Genomic DNA, 15,536 nt, shown 5'->3' on the forward strand with positions numbered 1-15,536 from the left:
GCTGGCCGTGGCAAGGCCAAGGAGCGGTGGAGGGCGCTCCTTTCGAGCAGCGCCCTGCGTCTCCCTATTTGGCCGTCGCGGCCTCCGGGGGCGCCTCGTGGGCGTCCGGCTCGCCCCTGGCGATCTGGAAGCGGGCCATGAGGGGGAAGTGATCCGATGCCACCTTGGACAGCTTCGTGCGAACCGGGGCGGCGCTCAGGACATCGATGGAGCGGGATACGAAGATGTGGTCCAGCCGCAGGATCGGCGCGCGCGTGTGGAAGGTCGGCTGCGGCTCCCCGGATGGATTCCATAACTGAGCATCCAGAAGCTGGCTGGCCATGAGCCGGTAAGACCTGGACCGCGGCGGGGCGTTGAAGTCGCCCAGGAGAATGGCCGGATCCAGGCATTCCCGGTGGCTGATCCATTCCTCGCCGCACAGCGCCGTGGCCTGAGCCAGCCTTTCCCTCGATCGCAGGGACAGGTGCGCATTGACGACGTTCAACGTCTGGCCCCCCACTTCCACGGTAACCCACAACGCGCTCCGCTTTTCGAAGGCGGGACCCGGCGAGATGCTGGGCAGCCGGTCGGACCGCACCAGCCGGGACGGATGCCGCGTGAGGATCGCGATGCCGTACTGCTCGCCCAGCACGCGGATCGTGGGCTGAAAATGCAGGTCCATGCCCAGGCGATTGGCCACCATCACGGCCTGATCGGCCTGTCCCTTGCTGAGCCGGCCCGCCCTCACCTCCTGGAGCGCCACGATATCTGGCTCGCAGGACGCGATGACGTCGGCGGTTCTCTCGGGAGCGATTTTTCGGTCCGTTCCGAGCCAGCGATGGACGTTGTAGGTGAGGATTCGGAGCATTCCGTGGGGGTTTCTGCGAGAGCGGGCGAAGGGGTTCAAGGGTCGGCTGAGGCTGTGGCCGCACCCGCATCATAGGCAAGGCCATCCCGGCTTCCTACCCTCGGGACGGAAGGGACGCACGTCGTACCGCTTGAAAAGCGAAGAATGGGCAGGCAGGCAGTCACGAGGGCTCGTCCGGATCCGGGTCGAAGGCGGTCGACCCGCCTCGGGGCTCAATCCTGCCGCCGTCGCAATGGTTCCGGCAAGAGACATTTTTCACGCCTGCCTTGCATCCGGATGGATGCCGGGCCGGTTATGCTCTAGAAGAGCCTTTGTCCCAGTGCCTTATCATCTGGAGTTAGGAATGAGCTTCAACGGACATCGCGACCCCTTCCCCAAATGGCTTCCCGGCACCCTGATCGGATTGGCCGTGGTGGGTTTCATCCTTTATCAGATCGTGACCTAGAGGGCGCTTAACCCGCGCCCCCGGACGGTCTCAATTCTCAGCACAAAGAATGAGCCGGGGCACAGCTTGGCTGCTCCGTCCCACGGCTCTAGGTCTTCCCTCAAAGCGACGAGACATCTGCGAGAGGCCTACGAGAGGTCAGGAGGAACCGATGACGCCTACGAGACGCGACGCCATGCGAGCCGCCGCCGGCCTTCTGGCGGCAGCCACCCTGCCCGTGGGCCGGGCATGGGCCCAGGCGGACTATCCGGTTCGGCCGGTCCGGGTCGTCGTGCCGTACGCGGCTGGCGGGGGCACGGACTTCTTTGCCCGCCTGGTCTTCGCGGAAATGGGCGCCCAGCTCGGACAGCAATTCGTCATCGAGAACAAGGCGGGCGCCGGCACCAATCTCGGCGCCGAGGCCGTCGCCAAAGCGGACCCGGACGGCTACACCCTGCTTCTCGGCGACACCGCGACCTTCGCAACCAACCGAACGCTCTACCGCAAGCTCAATTTCGATCCCTACACGGATTTCAGTCCGGTCACCTTGAGCGGCCGTTTCGCCTTGGTGATGCTGGTCAACACCGACAAGCTGAAGGTGGGTTCGATCCAGGATCTCGTGGCGGCCGCCAAGGCGTCTCCAGGCGGCATCAACTACGCGACGCCAGGTCTTGGCAGCCCCTTCCACCTCGCCATGGAGCTTCTCTCCCAGCAGGCTGGGGTGAAATTCACGCACGTGCCCTACCGGGGCGCCGCGCCGGCGGTCCAGGACCTCGTGTCGGGGCAGGTCGGGGTCATGTTCATCGACTACGCGACGGCCCGCTCGCAATTGGCGGGGCCGATCAAGGCCATCGCCGTGGCGTCTCCGGGCGAATTCCCCGGACTGCCCGGCGTCAAAGCGGTGGCCGCGGACTATCCGGGTTTCGAGGCCTGGGCCTGGCAGGGCATCGTCGCCCCGGCCAAGACTCCAGCGCCCATCATTACCAAGCTGAATGAGACCTACCGCAAGGTCGTGGCCATGCCGGAGATCCGAGCCAAGCTCACCGGCGCCGGCATCGAAATCCTGCAGAGCACGCCGGACGAGATGGCCGCCTATATGAAGGCCGAAGGCGACAAGTGGGAAAAGGTCATCCGGACCGCGGATATCAAGCTCGAGTGAAGGGCTTACTCCGGGGGCCCAGGTCGGTCCGTATGCTCATGGCGGAGCGCCCGAGCCGCCCCAGTCTAGCCCTCTCGAATTTTTTAGGGAGTGAGACGGCCGAGACCGCTAGACAGGGCCGTCCGGTCTGACTATACAACCGCCACCGCCGCGGACGACACCTTCCGCAGCCGGACGCCCAGGTAGCTCAGTTGGTAGAGCATGCGACTGAAAATCGCAGTGTCGGTGGTTCGATTCCGCCCCTGGGCACCACTCTCCCAAAATCACTAAGGCAGCACACCGCTAGCGGCATCGGGGCCGTCTATAGGGCGTTTCGGGAAAGCTCACGGGTACGACGCTTGCGCGGGTCAGACGTCCCGGTCGCCCTCGTCCCGGTCCTCATCGTCCTCGACGGCCGGGATCGCGTAGCGACCCGAGAACCAGCGCTGGAGATCGACATCGGCGCAGCGCTTGGAGCAGAACGGGCGATAGGCGGCGACGCTTGGCTTGCCACAGATCGGGCATGGGGCTCCATCCGCCACCGGGTCGTCGGCTTTCGGCTTGTTCTCGTTGGCCGGATTCATCCGATCCTCCCCCGTCTCACGCAGCCTCGAGCCACGCCGAACGCGCCGGGAAACCCTCGCCGTCGAGAAGGGAAACGGTTTCGTAGAGCGGCAGGCCGACCACGTTGGTGTACGAGCCGACGAGCTTGACCACGAATGTTCCGGCAAGTCCCTGGACGGCGTAGCCGCCGGCTTTGCCGCGCCACTCTCCTGAGGCCAGATAGCGTTCCAGTTCGTCCCGGGAGAGCCGCTTGAAGCGCACGCGCGTCTCCACCAGGCGCTCACGGATCCCATCGCGCGGGGTGATCAGGCAGACCGAGGTGTAGACCCGGTGTGCCCGGCCCGACAAGAGACGCAGGCAGGCTGCGGCCTCGTCGATGATCTCGGCCTTGGGCAGCACCCGGCTTCCCACGACCACCACCGTATCGGCGGACAGGATGTAGGCGTCCTTGAGCTCGTCCCGGCTTCGCGCGGTTCTGCGGGCGACCTCGGCCTTGCTACGGGATAAGCGCTTGGCCAGCTCCTTGGCCGATTCGGACTTCAGCGGCGCCTCGTCCACGTCCGCCGGAAGCAGGACGTCGGGCTCGATCCCGGCCTGCTGGAGAAGCGCCAGCCGACGGGGCGAGGCCGAAGCGAGCACGAGCTTCGGACGGTTTGTCGACGGGTCGGATGAGGACGCCACAACTCTCTCCCATGCGGGGACACTTGCCCCAATTTAGTCTCGGTGCAGCCAAAAGACAGGCCTCAGGGACCCGGCGGAGGAACGGGGTCCGGCTCGGCGGCGACCTCGGCCGCGGCGACGGCCTGGGACGCCTTGTACTCGCGGTCCAGCGCCCGGTAGCGCATCGCCCCGAAAGGAATCGTGGCCAGGAACAGGATCGTGATCGCGGTCAGCATCTCGAAGGGGAAGCTCACCAGCAGCCCGAACACGGCCACGGACACCACGAAGATCGGCAGCACCCAATGGCGCGGCACGTATTTTCCCATGGTCTTGCCGGAATAGACCGGGATGGTCGACACCATCAGGAAGGCGAGGACCAGCAGATAGACCAGGATGACGGGTGCCAATCCGGATTCGACGATCGGAACGCCCAGGAAGTGCAGATAAAGGGGCAGCATCGACGTGATTGCGCCTGCGGGCGCCGGCATGCCCGTGAAGAAGTTCTTCTGCCATTCCGGCCGGTTGGGGTTGTCGAGCATCACGTTGAAGCGGGCCAGGCGCAGGACCATCGCGATGGCGAAGACGAGAACGGCGATCCATCCCAGCGACTTCAGCTCGTGGAGCACGAAAGCATAGAGCACCAAGGCCGGTGTGACGCCGAAATTCACGAAATCGGCCAGGGAATCGAGTTCGGCCCCGAAACGGGAGGTGCCCTTCAACATCCGCGCGACCCGCCCGTCCACGCCGTCGAGGGCTGCCGCCACCACGATGGCAAGGACAGCGGGCTCCAGCCGCCCCTCGAAGGCGAGCCGGATGGCCGTCAGGCCCAGGCACAGGGCCACAAGGGTGATGATGTTGGGAACGATGACCCGGAAAGGCACCGGCTTGAACAGGCGCTTACGCGGTTCGTCCGGATCGGGGGCGAAGGGCGGAAAAAGGTCACTCATACGGGAAAATCTAGGAAGAGCTTAGCCTTGCGGCAAGCGTTTCCTAGCCGATCCGGTACTGGCGGGAGGGTTCGTTCACCCGCAGGTCAGCCAGTACGGTCTCGCCCGCCACCGAGGTCTGGCCCAGGCCGACCAGCACCTGGGAACCCAGCGGGAGATAGACGTCCACCCGCGATCCGAAACGGATCAGGCCGAAGCGCTGGCCCGCGTCGAGGGCGTCGCCCGTCTTCACGAAGGGCACGATGCGGCGGGCCACGAGGCCTGCGATCTGCACCACGCCGATCTTCGCCTCGCCGGCATCGATCACGAGCGCGTTGCGCTCGTTGTCCTCGCTCGCCTTGTCGAGCTCGGCATTAAGGAAGAGGCCCGGCGTGTAGAGGATCTGGGCGATGCGGCCTTGAACCGGCGACCGGTTCACATGGCAGTCGAACACGTTCATGAACACCGACACGCGGGTCATGGGCTCCTGCGGAAGGTCCATCTCGACCGGCGGCACCGCCGTGGTGATGAGGCTCACGCGCCCGTCGGCAGGCGACACGACCAGACCGTCACGGATGGGAGTGACCCGCTCCGGGTCCCGGAAGAAATAGCAGACCCATACCGTCAGGATCGCGCCCACCCAGCCGAGGGGCCACCACAGCCAGGCCAGCAGGACGGTCGCCACCAGCCCGATCAGGATGAAGGGATAGCCCTCCTTGTGGATCGAGACGGAGAAGACACGGCGGATCGATTCCAGGACGTCGGTCATGCATTTACACCAAAATTTCCGGTTCGGGATGGCAGGGGGCGGGCCCTGCGTCAACCCATGACGGATGCGGGAGCGGCGTCGGGATTGCGGTTCGGCTGCAGCCTCCCCTCTTCCTCGGCCGTCCGCTTGAGGGTCTCGCGCGCCTCGTCGGCCTCCCTCTGGCGGTTCCACATGGCGGCATAGATGCCGCCTCGGGCCAGGAGCTCGCCATGGGTCCCGCGCTCGGCGATAAGGCCCTTGTCGAGCACGATGATCTCGTCCGCGCCGATGACGGTGGAGAGCCGATGGGCGATGACGAGGGTCGTGCGGCCCTGGCTCACCCGGTCGAGGGCGTTCTGGATCTCCTTCTCGGTGAAGGAATCGAGGGCGGAGGTCGCCTCGTCCAGCACGAGGATCGGCGGGCCTTTCAGGATGGTGCGGGCGATCGCGACCCGCTGCTTCTCGCCGCCCGACAGCTTCAGGCCGCGCTCGCCGACGGGAGTCTCGTACCCCTCCGGCAACTGGCCGATGAATCGATCGATCTGCGCCAGACGAGCGGCCTCCTGGACCTCGTCCGGCGTGGCGTCCGCGCGGCCGTAGTGGACGTTGTAGCCGATGGTGTCGTTGAACAGGACGGTGTCCTGCGGCACCATGCCGATGGCTCCCCGCAGGGAGGCCTGCTGGACGCCAGCGATATCCTGGCCGTCGATGAGGATCCGGCCCTGGGTTGGCTCATAGAACCGAAAGAGCAGGCGCGAGATGGTGGACTTCCCCGCCCCCGACGGTCCGACGATGGCCACCGTGTGCCCCGCGGGAACCTCGAAGGAAATGCCCTTCAGGATCGGCCGCTCGGGGATGTAGGCGAAGTGCACGTTCTCGAAGCGGACGGCGCCGTCCCGTACCTGAAGCGGCGTAGCGCCGGGCCGGTCCTGAATCTCCGGATTGCGCTCGAGGATGTCGAACATGTCGTCGATGTCGATCAGGGCCTGTTTGATCTCGCGATACAGCATGCCCATGAAGTTCAGCGGGATGTAGAGCTGGACCAGCATGGCGTTCACGAGCACGAAGCTGCCGATGGAGGCCCGACCCGCCTGGATGTCCCGCACGGCGAGGATCATCACGAGCGTCATGCCGATGGTGAAGATCACCGCCTGGCCGGAGTTCAGCACCGCCAGCGACGTGTAGGTCTGCGTCGAGGCCTTCTCGTAGCGTTCCATGGAGCGGTCGTAACGGACCGCCTCCCTGGACTCCGAGCCGAAATACTTCACGGTTTCGTAGTTCAGCAGCGCGTCCACGGCCTTGGTGTTCGCCTCAGTGTCGGATTCGTTCATCTTCTGGCGGATGGAAATGCGCCACTGGGTCGCCTGATAGGTATAGCCCAGGTAGATCACGATCATCGCCAGCACGACCGCCGAATAGAGCCAGTCGAATTCGTAGGCCAGCATCCCCAGGACCAGAACAAGCTCGAGAACCGTCGGGATGAGCGTGAGAACCACCAGGCGCGACAGCTCCTCGATGCCCTCGCGGCCGCGCTCCAGCACCCGCGTCAGGCCGCCGGTCTTGCGCTCCAGGTGGAAGCGCAGGGACAGCCGGTGCATGTGCTCGAAGGTCTGGAGAGCCAATTGGCGCACGGCGTGCATGGCCACCTTGGCGAAGAGGCCGTCGCGCACCTGGGTCAGGAGAGCCATGACGATCCGGGTGGTGCCGTAGAGGATCGTGAGGAGGATCGGCGCCCGCCAGAGCCAGGACCCCGCCGTCGCGGCCTCCTCGGCGCCACCCGAGCCGTTGCCCGTTACCGCCACGAGGGCGTCCGTCGCCCATTTGAAGGTGAAGGGCATCGCGATGGTGACGAGCTTGGCGATGAGCAGCAGGCCGAAGGCCAGGAAAACCCGGCGCTGGAGGTCGGTTCGGCCATGGGGCCAAAGATAAGGCCAGAGCTTGTTGAGGGTCGGGACAAGGCCGGATGGCTTCGGGGCCGCAGGACGGGCCGAAGGGACGGCGGACGAGGAGGACATACTTTGGAATCCGGTCAAACTAAGAACCGGATATATGGGATTTGCGGGCCGAATTCACCCTGCGCCGGACGGCGAGGCTGTTGATTCCGCACCCGCTAGTTCTGAACCTGGACGGCCTCGCCGTTGGGAAGGACGAAGACCTGCCCCGGATAAATCTTGTTCGGGTTCCGAATTTGGGTCTGGTTCGCTCCGAAGATCACCGTGTAGCGCACACCCTGGCCATAGATGCGCCGGCTGATTCGCCACAGGCTGTCCCCGCGCGACACGATGGCCGTATTGATGTCCGGGATCACGACGGTGGATTCCGCCGATGCCGTCTGATTGGTCGGCAAGGCTTGGGAAAGCGGTGTGGCGGTCGCGCTCTTCTCGCCCGGAGTCGGTTGACCAGCCACGCCAGCCGAAGGCGAGGAAGGCTGGGCGGAGGCCACCACGGGCGGCACGATGAACCCGACTTCGGCCCGGGACTTCACATTCCCGGAGACGGGATCCACGTCGTCGAGCCGGATGCGGTAATCGCCGGGCTTCACGCCGCGACCGATGGCGAAGGATACCTTGCCGTCACCGCCTGCGCCGCCCGGCGCGATGAAGGATTCGTTGAGATAGAGCCGAACCGTGGCTCCCGACGCGGCTTGGCCGGACACGAAGAGGCGGCCGCCCTCCTCGGCGTCCACGCTCACGATCTTGACCTCGGGCCGAGGGGCGTTGGCCTGGGCTGTCGCGGGCGCCGGATTCTGAGGCGCCGGGACCGGCTGGGCGATCACCGGGCCCGTGGGCTTCGTTTCGGGGGGCTCAGGGTTGGACAGGAGGACGGTGGGCTTGTCGGGAGCCGCAAGAGCCACGAGCGGACGGGCGTCGCCGCTGATGACCACCGTGACGTTCTCGCGGGAGCGCTGGCGGGTGCCGTCGGGCGCAATGGATTGCAGGACGATCTGGTGGGACCCGCGCGGCAGCGGGGGCGGCACGATGGCGAAGAGGCCGGACGCGTCCGCGACTCCGCGGGCGTGGACCTGGTCGTTGCGCAGGAGCTCGATGGTGGCGCCGGGCGCGGCCCGGCCGGCGATCACGCTATCCCCATCCTTCTCGACGCGAACCACGTCGAAGGACGGCACGACGGGACCCTCCGCCGGCTTCGCGGCCGCCTCCTTGGAGGGCGCAGCCCGGTCGGACGGCGTCGTCGCCGTGGCGGCCTGGGAGGTCTCGGGCTTTTGCGGCAATGGGGGCGCCGGCGTAGCGCTGGACACGGCCGGCGGCGTCGCGGACGCCTGGGGCTTCGCCGGGACCTGGCTCGGGGTCACGGCCTGGACTTCCTGGGCGGACTTTTCGCCGGGAGCGGTCCGGTCCCAGAGGAGCGCGCCCAGCAGGACCCCCACGACGGCCGTCGCGGCGACGCCGAGCATCACGTAGGTCCCTTTGACTTGTCCCTGACCGACCATATCCTGCCTCAACCCTGGCACTTTAGGCTATTAAAGCGGTTTATCTTTCAAAATGCTATGACCATAAGGGATTTAGTAATGTTTTCTGATTCCGCGCGGGAATATCCGCGCCCTGCGAATGAAGCGATGTCTCCTATCAAGTCCATATGCGTGTATTGTGGCTCCGGCTTCGGCTCGGACCCGATTTTCAAGGAAAGCGCGGCGGCATTAGGACGCGCCATGGCCGAAGGAGGTATCAGCCTCGTCTATGGCGGCGGCAATGTGGGCCTCATGGGCACGGTGGCTCGCTCGGTGCTGGACAACGGCGGCTACGTGACCGGCATCATCCCGGACTTCCTCAAGTCCCGGGAGAAGATGCTCGACGACGTCCAGGAGACCATCGTGGTCCCGGACATGCACACCCGCAAGCGCCTGATGTTCGACAAGGCCGACGCCTTCGTGGCTCTGCCCGGCGGTATCGGCACCCTGGAGGAGCTCGTCGAGCAGATGACCTGGTCTCAGCTCGGCCAGCACACCAAGCCCATCCTCATGCTCAGCATCCAGGGTTTCTGGAAGCCGTTGCTCGGCCTGCTCGCCCACATGCGCGAGCAGGGCTTCATCCGTGAGGGCCTGGAGCTGAATTATCTCGTGGCCGAGCAGACGAAGGACGTTCTTCCCATGCTGGAAGCTTACGCCCGGCGGGTCGGGATTGTGGAGAACGAGGAGCTCATCGAGGAGCGATTCTGAGGTAGCCTCAGCCCGGCGGGACGTCCTCCGGCGGGTCCACGTGAAGAACCGTCAGCCGGTGCTCCCTGCCGTCGGGACCGACCCATGGGATCGATTGCCCTTGGCTCAGACCGATGAGGGCGGCCCCGATCGGCGTCAGGACCGAAATCCTGCCCTCGGCAATGTTCGCTTCCTCCGGATAGACCAGGGTCGCCGTTCGCTTGGCGCCGTCGTCGTAGACGAAAGCGACGCGGGAGTGCATGCGGACGACCCCTGGCCCGATCTTGCCGGCGGACTGCACCTTCGCGCGCTCGAGTTCGGACAGGAGGGCGTCCGCGACCTCGGGCATCCTGGTCTCGGCCGCCTGCGCGAGGCGCATCAGCTTGCTTCGTTCGGTTTCGGTGACGGTGATCTTGGGTAGTTTCGTGTCGTGCTTCGACAGGCTCATGACTCTCACCCGCATGGAAGATGGAAGACGCCGCGATCGCTCTGGATCGCCGGGCGGCAAGACGTATCGGCGGAGATGTGGAGCGGCCCCGAGCCCGGGACGCGATGTGCCGAGCTGGGGCCTACAGGCCCGCGATCCAGTGTCCCGCTCGGGACAGGCGCTTGGTTGTGAAAAGCTTCGACATGCCGCCATCTGGCCACGGGTGGACATCGCTGTCAACGGCCACGACCACCCCCAGGCGACGGACCTAAGACAGGGATTCTTTCATGAAATGGCGTGGCGGGAACGGCGTCAGCTTGTCGTGCTGGCAGACCGAAGCCGCGACACGTTCAGGCGCTCAGAAACATACGATAGGCCGGATTGTCGGTCTCCTCCTCGTAAGGATAGCCCAGATCATCCATGCGTTCGGCGAAACGCGCACGGTCACTTTTCGGCACCTGAAGGCCGACGAGCACGCGGCCGTAATCGGCGCCGTGATTGCGGTAATGGAACAGAGTGATGTTCCACAGGGAACCGACGCCGTCGAGGAATTTCATAAGCGCGCCGGGCCGCTCCGGGAACTCGCAGCGCAGGATCACCTCGTCCTTCAGGGCCGGCGCCCGGCCGCCGACCATGTAGCGCACGTGCAGCTTCGCGGTCTCGTTGGCGCTGATGTCGAGAACCTCGTAGCCGAGCCCGGTCAGCGTTTCGATGACCTCCGGCTTTTCCCGGTGGGCATCGTTGAGTTTCATGCCGACGAACACGTGCGCATCCGTATTCTCGGCGTAGCGGTAGTTGAACTCCGTGATCGCCCTGTTGCCGAGCATCTGGATGAACCGGCGGTAGCTGCCGGGCTGTTCCGGGATCGTCACGCCGAGGAGAATCTCCCGCGCCTCGCCGATCTCGGCCCGCTCCGCCACGTGGCGCAGGCGGTCGAAATTCATGTTCGCGCCGCTGTTGACAGCGATCAGGGCGCCTGTCCGCTCCGGGCTGCGCGCCGCGTAGGCTTTCAGGCCCGCCAGCGCGAGAGCACCCGCTGGCTCGGCGATGACGCGCATGTCCTCGAAGATGTCCTTCACGGCGGCGCACATTTCGTCCGTATCCGCCGTCAGAACCTCGTCCAGCAGAGTGCGGCAAAGCGCAAAGGTTTCCTCGCCGGCCTGACGCACGGCGACGCCGTCCGCGAACAGGCCTACGCGATCAAGGATAACCCGTTCGCCCGCCGCCATGGCGGCCTTCATGGAGGCGGCATCCACCGGTTCGACACCGATGACCTTGGTCTCGGGCCGCAGGAATTTCACGTAGGAAGCCACCCCGGCCGCGAGCCCGCCGCCGCCGACCGGCACGAACACGGCCTCGATGGGGTCGGGATGCTGCTGCAACATCTCCATGCCGATCGTGCCCTGTCCGGCGATCACGTCGGGATCATCGTAAGGGTGCACGAAGGTGAGGCCCCGTTCGCGTTCGAGCTCGCGGGCATGTTCGTAGGCCACGTCGAAGGTGTCGCCATGCAAAACCACGTTGCCGCCCCAGTACCGCACCGCCTCGATCTTGATCGGCGGCGTGGTGACCGGCATCACGATGGTGGCCTCGATGCCGAGGCGTTTGGACGAGAGGGCCACGCCCTGCGCATGGTTGCCGGCCGAGGCGCAGATGACGCCCCTGGCGCGCGCCTCCTCGGACAGGCGGGCGATGCGGTTGTAGGCGCCGCGGATCTTGAACGAGAAGACGGGCTGCAGGTCCTCGCGCTTGACGAAGACCGGGCGGCCGAGACGCCCGCTCAGCCGCGCCATGGGATCGAGGGGCGTCTGCACCGCCACGTCGTAGACGCGGGCATCCAGGATCTTGCGAACGTAATCGATCACGCGGGAACCTCGTCGGGCGGGAGCGCTAGAGCACCGCGCCGCTCTTCAGGAGCTTGTAGGTCATCGAGTCGGTCAGGGCCTGGAACGACGCGTCGATGATGTTGGCGGAGACCCCGATGGTGGTCCAGCGCTCGCCGGACTTGTCGGCGAACTCTATGAGGACCCGCGTCACCGCGTCCGATCCGCCTTGGTAGATGCGCACCTTGTAGTCGATGAGCACCAAGTCCTGGATCAGGTCCTGGTACTGGCCGAGGTCCTTGCGCAGAGCGAGGTCGAGGGCGTTGACGGGCCCGTTGCCCTCCGCGGCGGAGATCAGGATCTCGTCGCCCACCTTGACCTTCACGATGGCTTCCGAGGCCGTGACGAGTTCGCCCGCCGCATTGAAGCGGCGCTCCACGTTCACGGAGAAGCGTTCGATCTCGAAGAAGGCAGGAACCTCGCCGAGCATGCGCTTCACGAGCACGTAGAACGAGGCGTCGGCGCCTTCGAATGCGAAGCCCTCGGATTCCTTGCGCTTCACCTCTTCGAGCAGGCGCCCGATGCGCGGATCGTCCTTGCGCAGCTCGAAACCGAGACGCTTGAGCTCCGACAGCACGTTCGAGCGCCCGCCCTGGTCCGACACCAGCACCTTTCGGGCATTGCCGACGGTGTCGGGCTCCACATGCTCGTAGGTTCGCGGATCCTTCAGCACGGCGGAGGCATGGATGCCGGCCTTGGTGGCGAAGGCGCTCGCACCCACGAACGGCGCATGGCGGTTGGGCTGGCGGTTGAGGATCTCGTCCACCTGCCGCGACACGTGAGTGAGCTGGCCCAACGCCTCGTCGGACACGCCGGTCTGGAAGCGAGCCGCGTAGCCGTCCTTCAGTTTGAGGGCGCCGATGAGCGTCACGAGGTTAGCGTTGCCGCAGCGCTCGCCGAGGCCATTCAGCGTGCCCTGGATCTGGCGCGCCCCCGCTTCCACGGCCGCCAACGAGTTGGCGACGGCGCAACCGCAATCGTCATGGGCGTGGATGCTGAGGTGGTCGCCCGGCACATGCCGCGCGACCTCGCCGACGATGGCCGCGACCTCGTGGGGCAGCGTGCCGCCATTGGTGTCGCAGAGCACGACCCAGCGCGCGCCGGCCTCATGGGCCGCGCGGGCGCAGGCCAAGGCATAGTCCGGGTTCGCCTTGTAGCCGTCGAAGAAATGCTCGCAATCGACGGCGACCTCGCGCCCCCTCGCGCGGGCGGCCTCGACGCTCTCGCGGATGCCCTGGATGTTCTCGTCGAGGCCGATCTCCAGCGCGACGTGAACGTGATAATCCCACGCCTTGGCCACGAAGCAGATCGCATCCGCCTCGGCGTCCAACAGGGCCGCGATGCCGGGATCGTTGGACACCGATCGCCCTGCCCGCTTCGTCATGCCGAAGGCCGTGAAACGGGCGTTGCGGGTGCGCTTCTCCTTGAAGAATTCGGTATCCATCGGGTTCGCGCCGGGATAGCCGCCCTCCACGTAATCGACCCCGAGATCGTCCAGAAGGCCTGCGATGGCGCGCTTGTCCTCGAGGGAGAAATCGATGCCCGTCGTCTGCGCGCCGTCGCGCAGGGTCGTGTCGAAGAGATAGACGCGCTCCGGGCTCGTCATGACAGGGTCCTGTCGGCCGCTTCCTCGAAGCGCTTTTCCATGGTGGTGTTCGCGAGCCATTCGTCGCCGAGGGAGACCGTGTTGCGGCGCTGGGGCACGAAACCGCGCTTCTCGAAGAACGGCCGCGCCGTATCGCTGGCGTCCACGCTCAGGCGCTTGGCGCCCCGGGCGCGGGCGAGCTTCTCGATCGCGTCGTAGAGCATGGCTCCGGCCCCCTGCCCGGCCGCCGCCGGGTGGACGTAGAGCAGGTCGACATGCTCGTTGTCCTTGAGCGAGATGAACCCGACCGGCGAGCCCTCCAGGGTAGCGAGAAGGGTCAGGTTCTCGGCGAGGCGGCGCGGAAAGCTGTCGTCATCGGCCATCTCCACCCAGGCCTCCCGCTGCGCCTCGCTGTAATCCTCCTCGGTCAGCTCCATCACGCTGGCCTGGTAGATGTCCGCCAGCGTCCCGGAATCCTCCGGTAGGAACGGGCGAAGGCCGGGCTTCGGCATGGATTGTCCCATCAGCAATGCGCCTTTCCGGTAGTTTGCCGCTCGTCATGGCCGGCCTTGAGCCGGGCACCCACGTCTTGCGACGTGGACCCGTGGGTGGCCGGGTCAAGCCCGGCCATGACGACGAGAGATGTCGAACACGTCACCGCGCCACCTCCCACGTCGTCGTGCCATCCTTGTTGTCCTTCACCACGACGCCGAGGCCCGCGAGCTCGTCGCGGATGCGATCGGATTCGGCCCAGTTCTTGGACGCGCGGGCATCCTTGCGGGCGACGATGAGAGCTTCGACCTTTTCCGGCTCGACCTGAAGGCTGCTCCGGCGGCGGGCCGTCCAAGCCTCGGCGCTCTCGGACAGGAAGCCGAGGGCGCGCAGGTTCGCGGCGAGTTCGCCATGCGAGCCCTGGTTGTCGAGGGCATAGAGTTCCGCGAGCATCTTCGGCGTGTTGAGATCGTCGGACAGAGCCTCGATCACCGGATCCGTGAAGCCGGATCGTCCTTCCGCGCCCAGGCCGTACCAGCGGTCCAGTGTCTTCTCGCTCTCCTCCAACCCCTTCACGGTCCAGTCGATGGGCTGGCGGTAGTGGGTGCGCAGCATGTTGAGGCGCAGCACCTCGCCCGGCCAATCGGCCAGCAGTTCGTTGATCGTGAAGAAGTTGCCGAGGGACTTCGACATCTTCTCGCCTTCCACCTGCAGGAAGCCGTTATGCATCCACACATTGGCCATGCGGGGCGCGTCAAAAGCGCAGCAGCTCTGGGCGATCTCGTTCTCGTGGTGCGGGAAGACGAGATCGATGCCGCCGCCATGGATGTCGAAGATCTCGCGCTCCACGGGATCGTTGCACGTCAGGCGCGTCTCGAAAGCCTGGATCAGGTGCTTCCAGGACATGGCCGAGCACTCGATGTGCCAACCAGGCCGTCCGGGAGTCGCGATTCCGGCGGGCGAGGGCCAGGCTGGGTCCCCTGGGCCCGACGGCTTCCAGAGCACGAAATCCATGGCGTCGCGCTTGTAGGGCGCAACGTCCACGCGCGCTCCCGACAGGAGCTCGTCGAGGGACCGCTTGGAGAAGGCCCCGTAACGCGGCACGCCGGAGAGACGGCCCATGGCCTCCACGCTGAACAGCACGTGCACCTCGGCCACATAGGCCACGCCGCGCTCGATCAGCCGCTCGATGATCATGCGCATCTCGGCGATGTGCTCGGTGGCGCGGGGCTCCACGAACCGGGGCGGCTGGCCCGGCTCGTTCACGTCCTCGGGCATGAGCACGCCCAGGGCCCGGATATCCGCGTGGAACTGCTCCTCCGTCGCCTGGGTCACGAGCCGTATGGCGTCGTTATGGGGCATGTCCGGGTAGGTACGGGCCGCGCGGGCGTTAATCTTGTCGTCCACATCCGTGATATTGCGCACATACGTCACGGCAGCCTCGCCGTACACATGCCTCAACAAGCGGAACAGGAGATCGAAGACGATAATCGGGCGGGCGTTGCCGATATGAGCGAAGTCATAGACGGTCGGCCCGCACACGTAGAGGCGCACGGCTCCGGCGTCGATCGGGACGAACTCGTCCTTCGACCGGGTCAGCGTGTTGTAGAGCCTGAGACGAGGCGCCATGAAACCAAAATCCCTTGAGGCCGCAGGCCGGAGGGTGGTTTCGATCCGTGTGATGAGAAC

General features: G+C 65.8%; 13 protein-coding genes, 1 tRNA gene and 1 pseudogene. 3 read left to right on the forward strand and 12 right to left on the reverse strand.

What is annotated here, in order from left to right:
• Window positions 1-64: 64 nt before the first annotated feature.
• Window positions 65-847, reverse strand: a complete 783-nt coding sequence (locus ILT42_RS10610) for an endonuclease/exonuclease/phosphatase family protein (protein WP_204215565.1) — start codon at window positions 845-847, stop codon at window positions 65-67.
• 596 nt (window positions 848-1,443) lie between these two features.
• Here ILT42_RS10610 and ILT42_RS10615 point away from each other — a divergent pair.
• Window positions 1,444-2,430, forward strand: a complete 987-nt coding sequence (locus ILT42_RS10615; RefSeq protein WP_204215566.1) for a Bug family tripartite tricarboxylate transporter substrate binding protein — start codon at window positions 1,444-1,446, stop codon at window positions 2,428-2,430.
• A gap of 176 nt (window positions 2,431-2,606) precedes the next feature.
• Window positions 2,607-2,682, forward strand: a tRNA-Phe gene (locus ILT42_RS10620).
• A 95-nt stretch (window positions 2,683-2,777) separates the two neighbouring features.
• Here ILT42_RS10620 and yacG read toward each other — a convergent pair.
• The 6 genes from yacG to ILT42_RS10650 form a co-directional block, all read right to left on the reverse strand.
• On the reverse strand, window positions 2,778-2,993 hold the full coding sequence (gene yacG, locus ILT42_RS10625) for a DNA gyrase inhibitor YacG (protein WP_204215567.1): 216 nt from the start codon (window positions 2,991-2,993) through the stop codon (window positions 2,778-2,780).
• Window positions 2,994-3,009: 16 nt separating this feature from the next.
• On the reverse strand, window positions 3,010-3,654 hold the full coding sequence (locus ILT42_RS10630; protein ID WP_204215568.1) for a Maf-like protein: 645 nt from the start codon (window positions 3,652-3,654) through the stop codon (window positions 3,010-3,012).
• Window positions 3,655-3,716: 62 nt separating this feature from the next.
• Complete coding sequence (locus tag ILT42_RS10635; protein ID WP_204215569.1) at window positions 3,717-4,580, reverse strand: CDP-alcohol phosphatidyltransferase family protein; 864 nt, start codon at window positions 4,578-4,580, stop codon at window positions 3,717-3,719.
• A 43-nt stretch (window positions 4,581-4,623) separates the two neighbouring features.
• Window positions 4,624-5,328 (reverse strand): phosphatidylserine decarboxylase, encoded by a 705-nt coding sequence (locus ILT42_RS10640; RefSeq protein ID WP_204215570.1) that lies wholly within the window; start codon window positions 5,326-5,328, stop codon window positions 4,624-4,626.
• 50 nt (window positions 5,329-5,378) lie between these two features.
• Complete coding sequence (locus tag ILT42_RS10645; protein WP_204215571.1) at window positions 5,379-7,322, reverse strand: ABCB family ABC transporter ATP-binding protein/permease; 1,944 nt, start codon at window positions 7,320-7,322, stop codon at window positions 5,379-5,381.
• A gap of 95 nt (window positions 7,323-7,417) precedes the next feature.
• Window positions 7,418-8,755: a LysM peptidoglycan-binding domain-containing protein gene (locus ILT42_RS10650; protein WP_204215572.1), complete on the reverse strand. Its 1,338-nt coding sequence runs from the start codon at window positions 8,753-8,755 to the stop codon at window positions 7,418-7,420.
• A 126-nt stretch (window positions 8,756-8,881) separates the two neighbouring features.
• Between ILT42_RS10650 and ILT42_RS10655 the strand changes: the two genes are divergently transcribed.
• Window positions 8,882-9,481 (forward strand): LOG family protein, encoded by a 600-nt coding sequence (locus ILT42_RS10655; protein ID WP_204215573.1) that lies wholly within the window; start codon window positions 8,882-8,884, stop codon window positions 9,479-9,481.
• A gap of 7 nt (window positions 9,482-9,488) precedes the next feature.
• Here the strand turns inward: ILT42_RS10655 and rnk are convergent, their stop codons facing one another.
• From rnk to cysS, 5 genes and pseudogenes are all read right to left on the reverse strand, one after another.
• A complete protein-coding gene (rnk, locus tag ILT42_RS10660; RefSeq protein WP_204215574.1) occupies window positions 9,489-9,908 on the reverse strand; it encodes a nucleoside diphosphate kinase regulator in 420 nt (139 codons plus the stop codon).
• A gap of 329 nt (window positions 9,909-10,237) precedes the next feature.
• Window positions 10,238-11,767 (reverse strand): annotated as a pseudogene (gene ilvA, locus ILT42_RS10665) (threonine ammonia-lyase, biosynthetic); the annotation flags it as partial.
• Between the two features lie 10 nt (window positions 11,768-11,777).
• A complete protein-coding gene (cimA, locus tag ILT42_RS10670; protein ID WP_204215576.1) occupies window positions 11,778-13,376 on the reverse strand; it encodes a citramalate synthase in 1,599 nt (532 codons plus the stop codon).
• The gene (locus ILT42_RS10675; protein WP_229428563.1) at window positions 13,373-13,879 is read right to left on the reverse strand and encodes a GNAT family N-acetyltransferase; all 507 of its coding nucleotides are present in this window, start codon (window positions 13,877-13,879) and stop codon (window positions 13,373-13,375) included. The genes cimA and ILT42_RS10675 overlap by 4 nt, the downstream gene beginning before the upstream one ends.
• Before the next feature lie 130 nt (window positions 13,880-14,009).
• On the reverse strand, window positions 14,010-15,476 hold the full coding sequence (cysS, locus tag ILT42_RS10680; RefSeq protein WP_204215578.1) for a cysteine--tRNA ligase: 1,467 nt from the start codon (window positions 15,474-15,476) through the stop codon (window positions 14,010-14,012).
• Between the last annotated feature and the right edge of the window lie 60 nt (window positions 15,477-15,536).

Source organism: Microvirga pudoricolor (assembly GCF_016892705.1).
GTDB lineage: Bacteria > Pseudomonadota > Alphaproteobacteria > Rhizobiales > Beijerinckiaceae > Microvirga > Microvirga pudoricolor.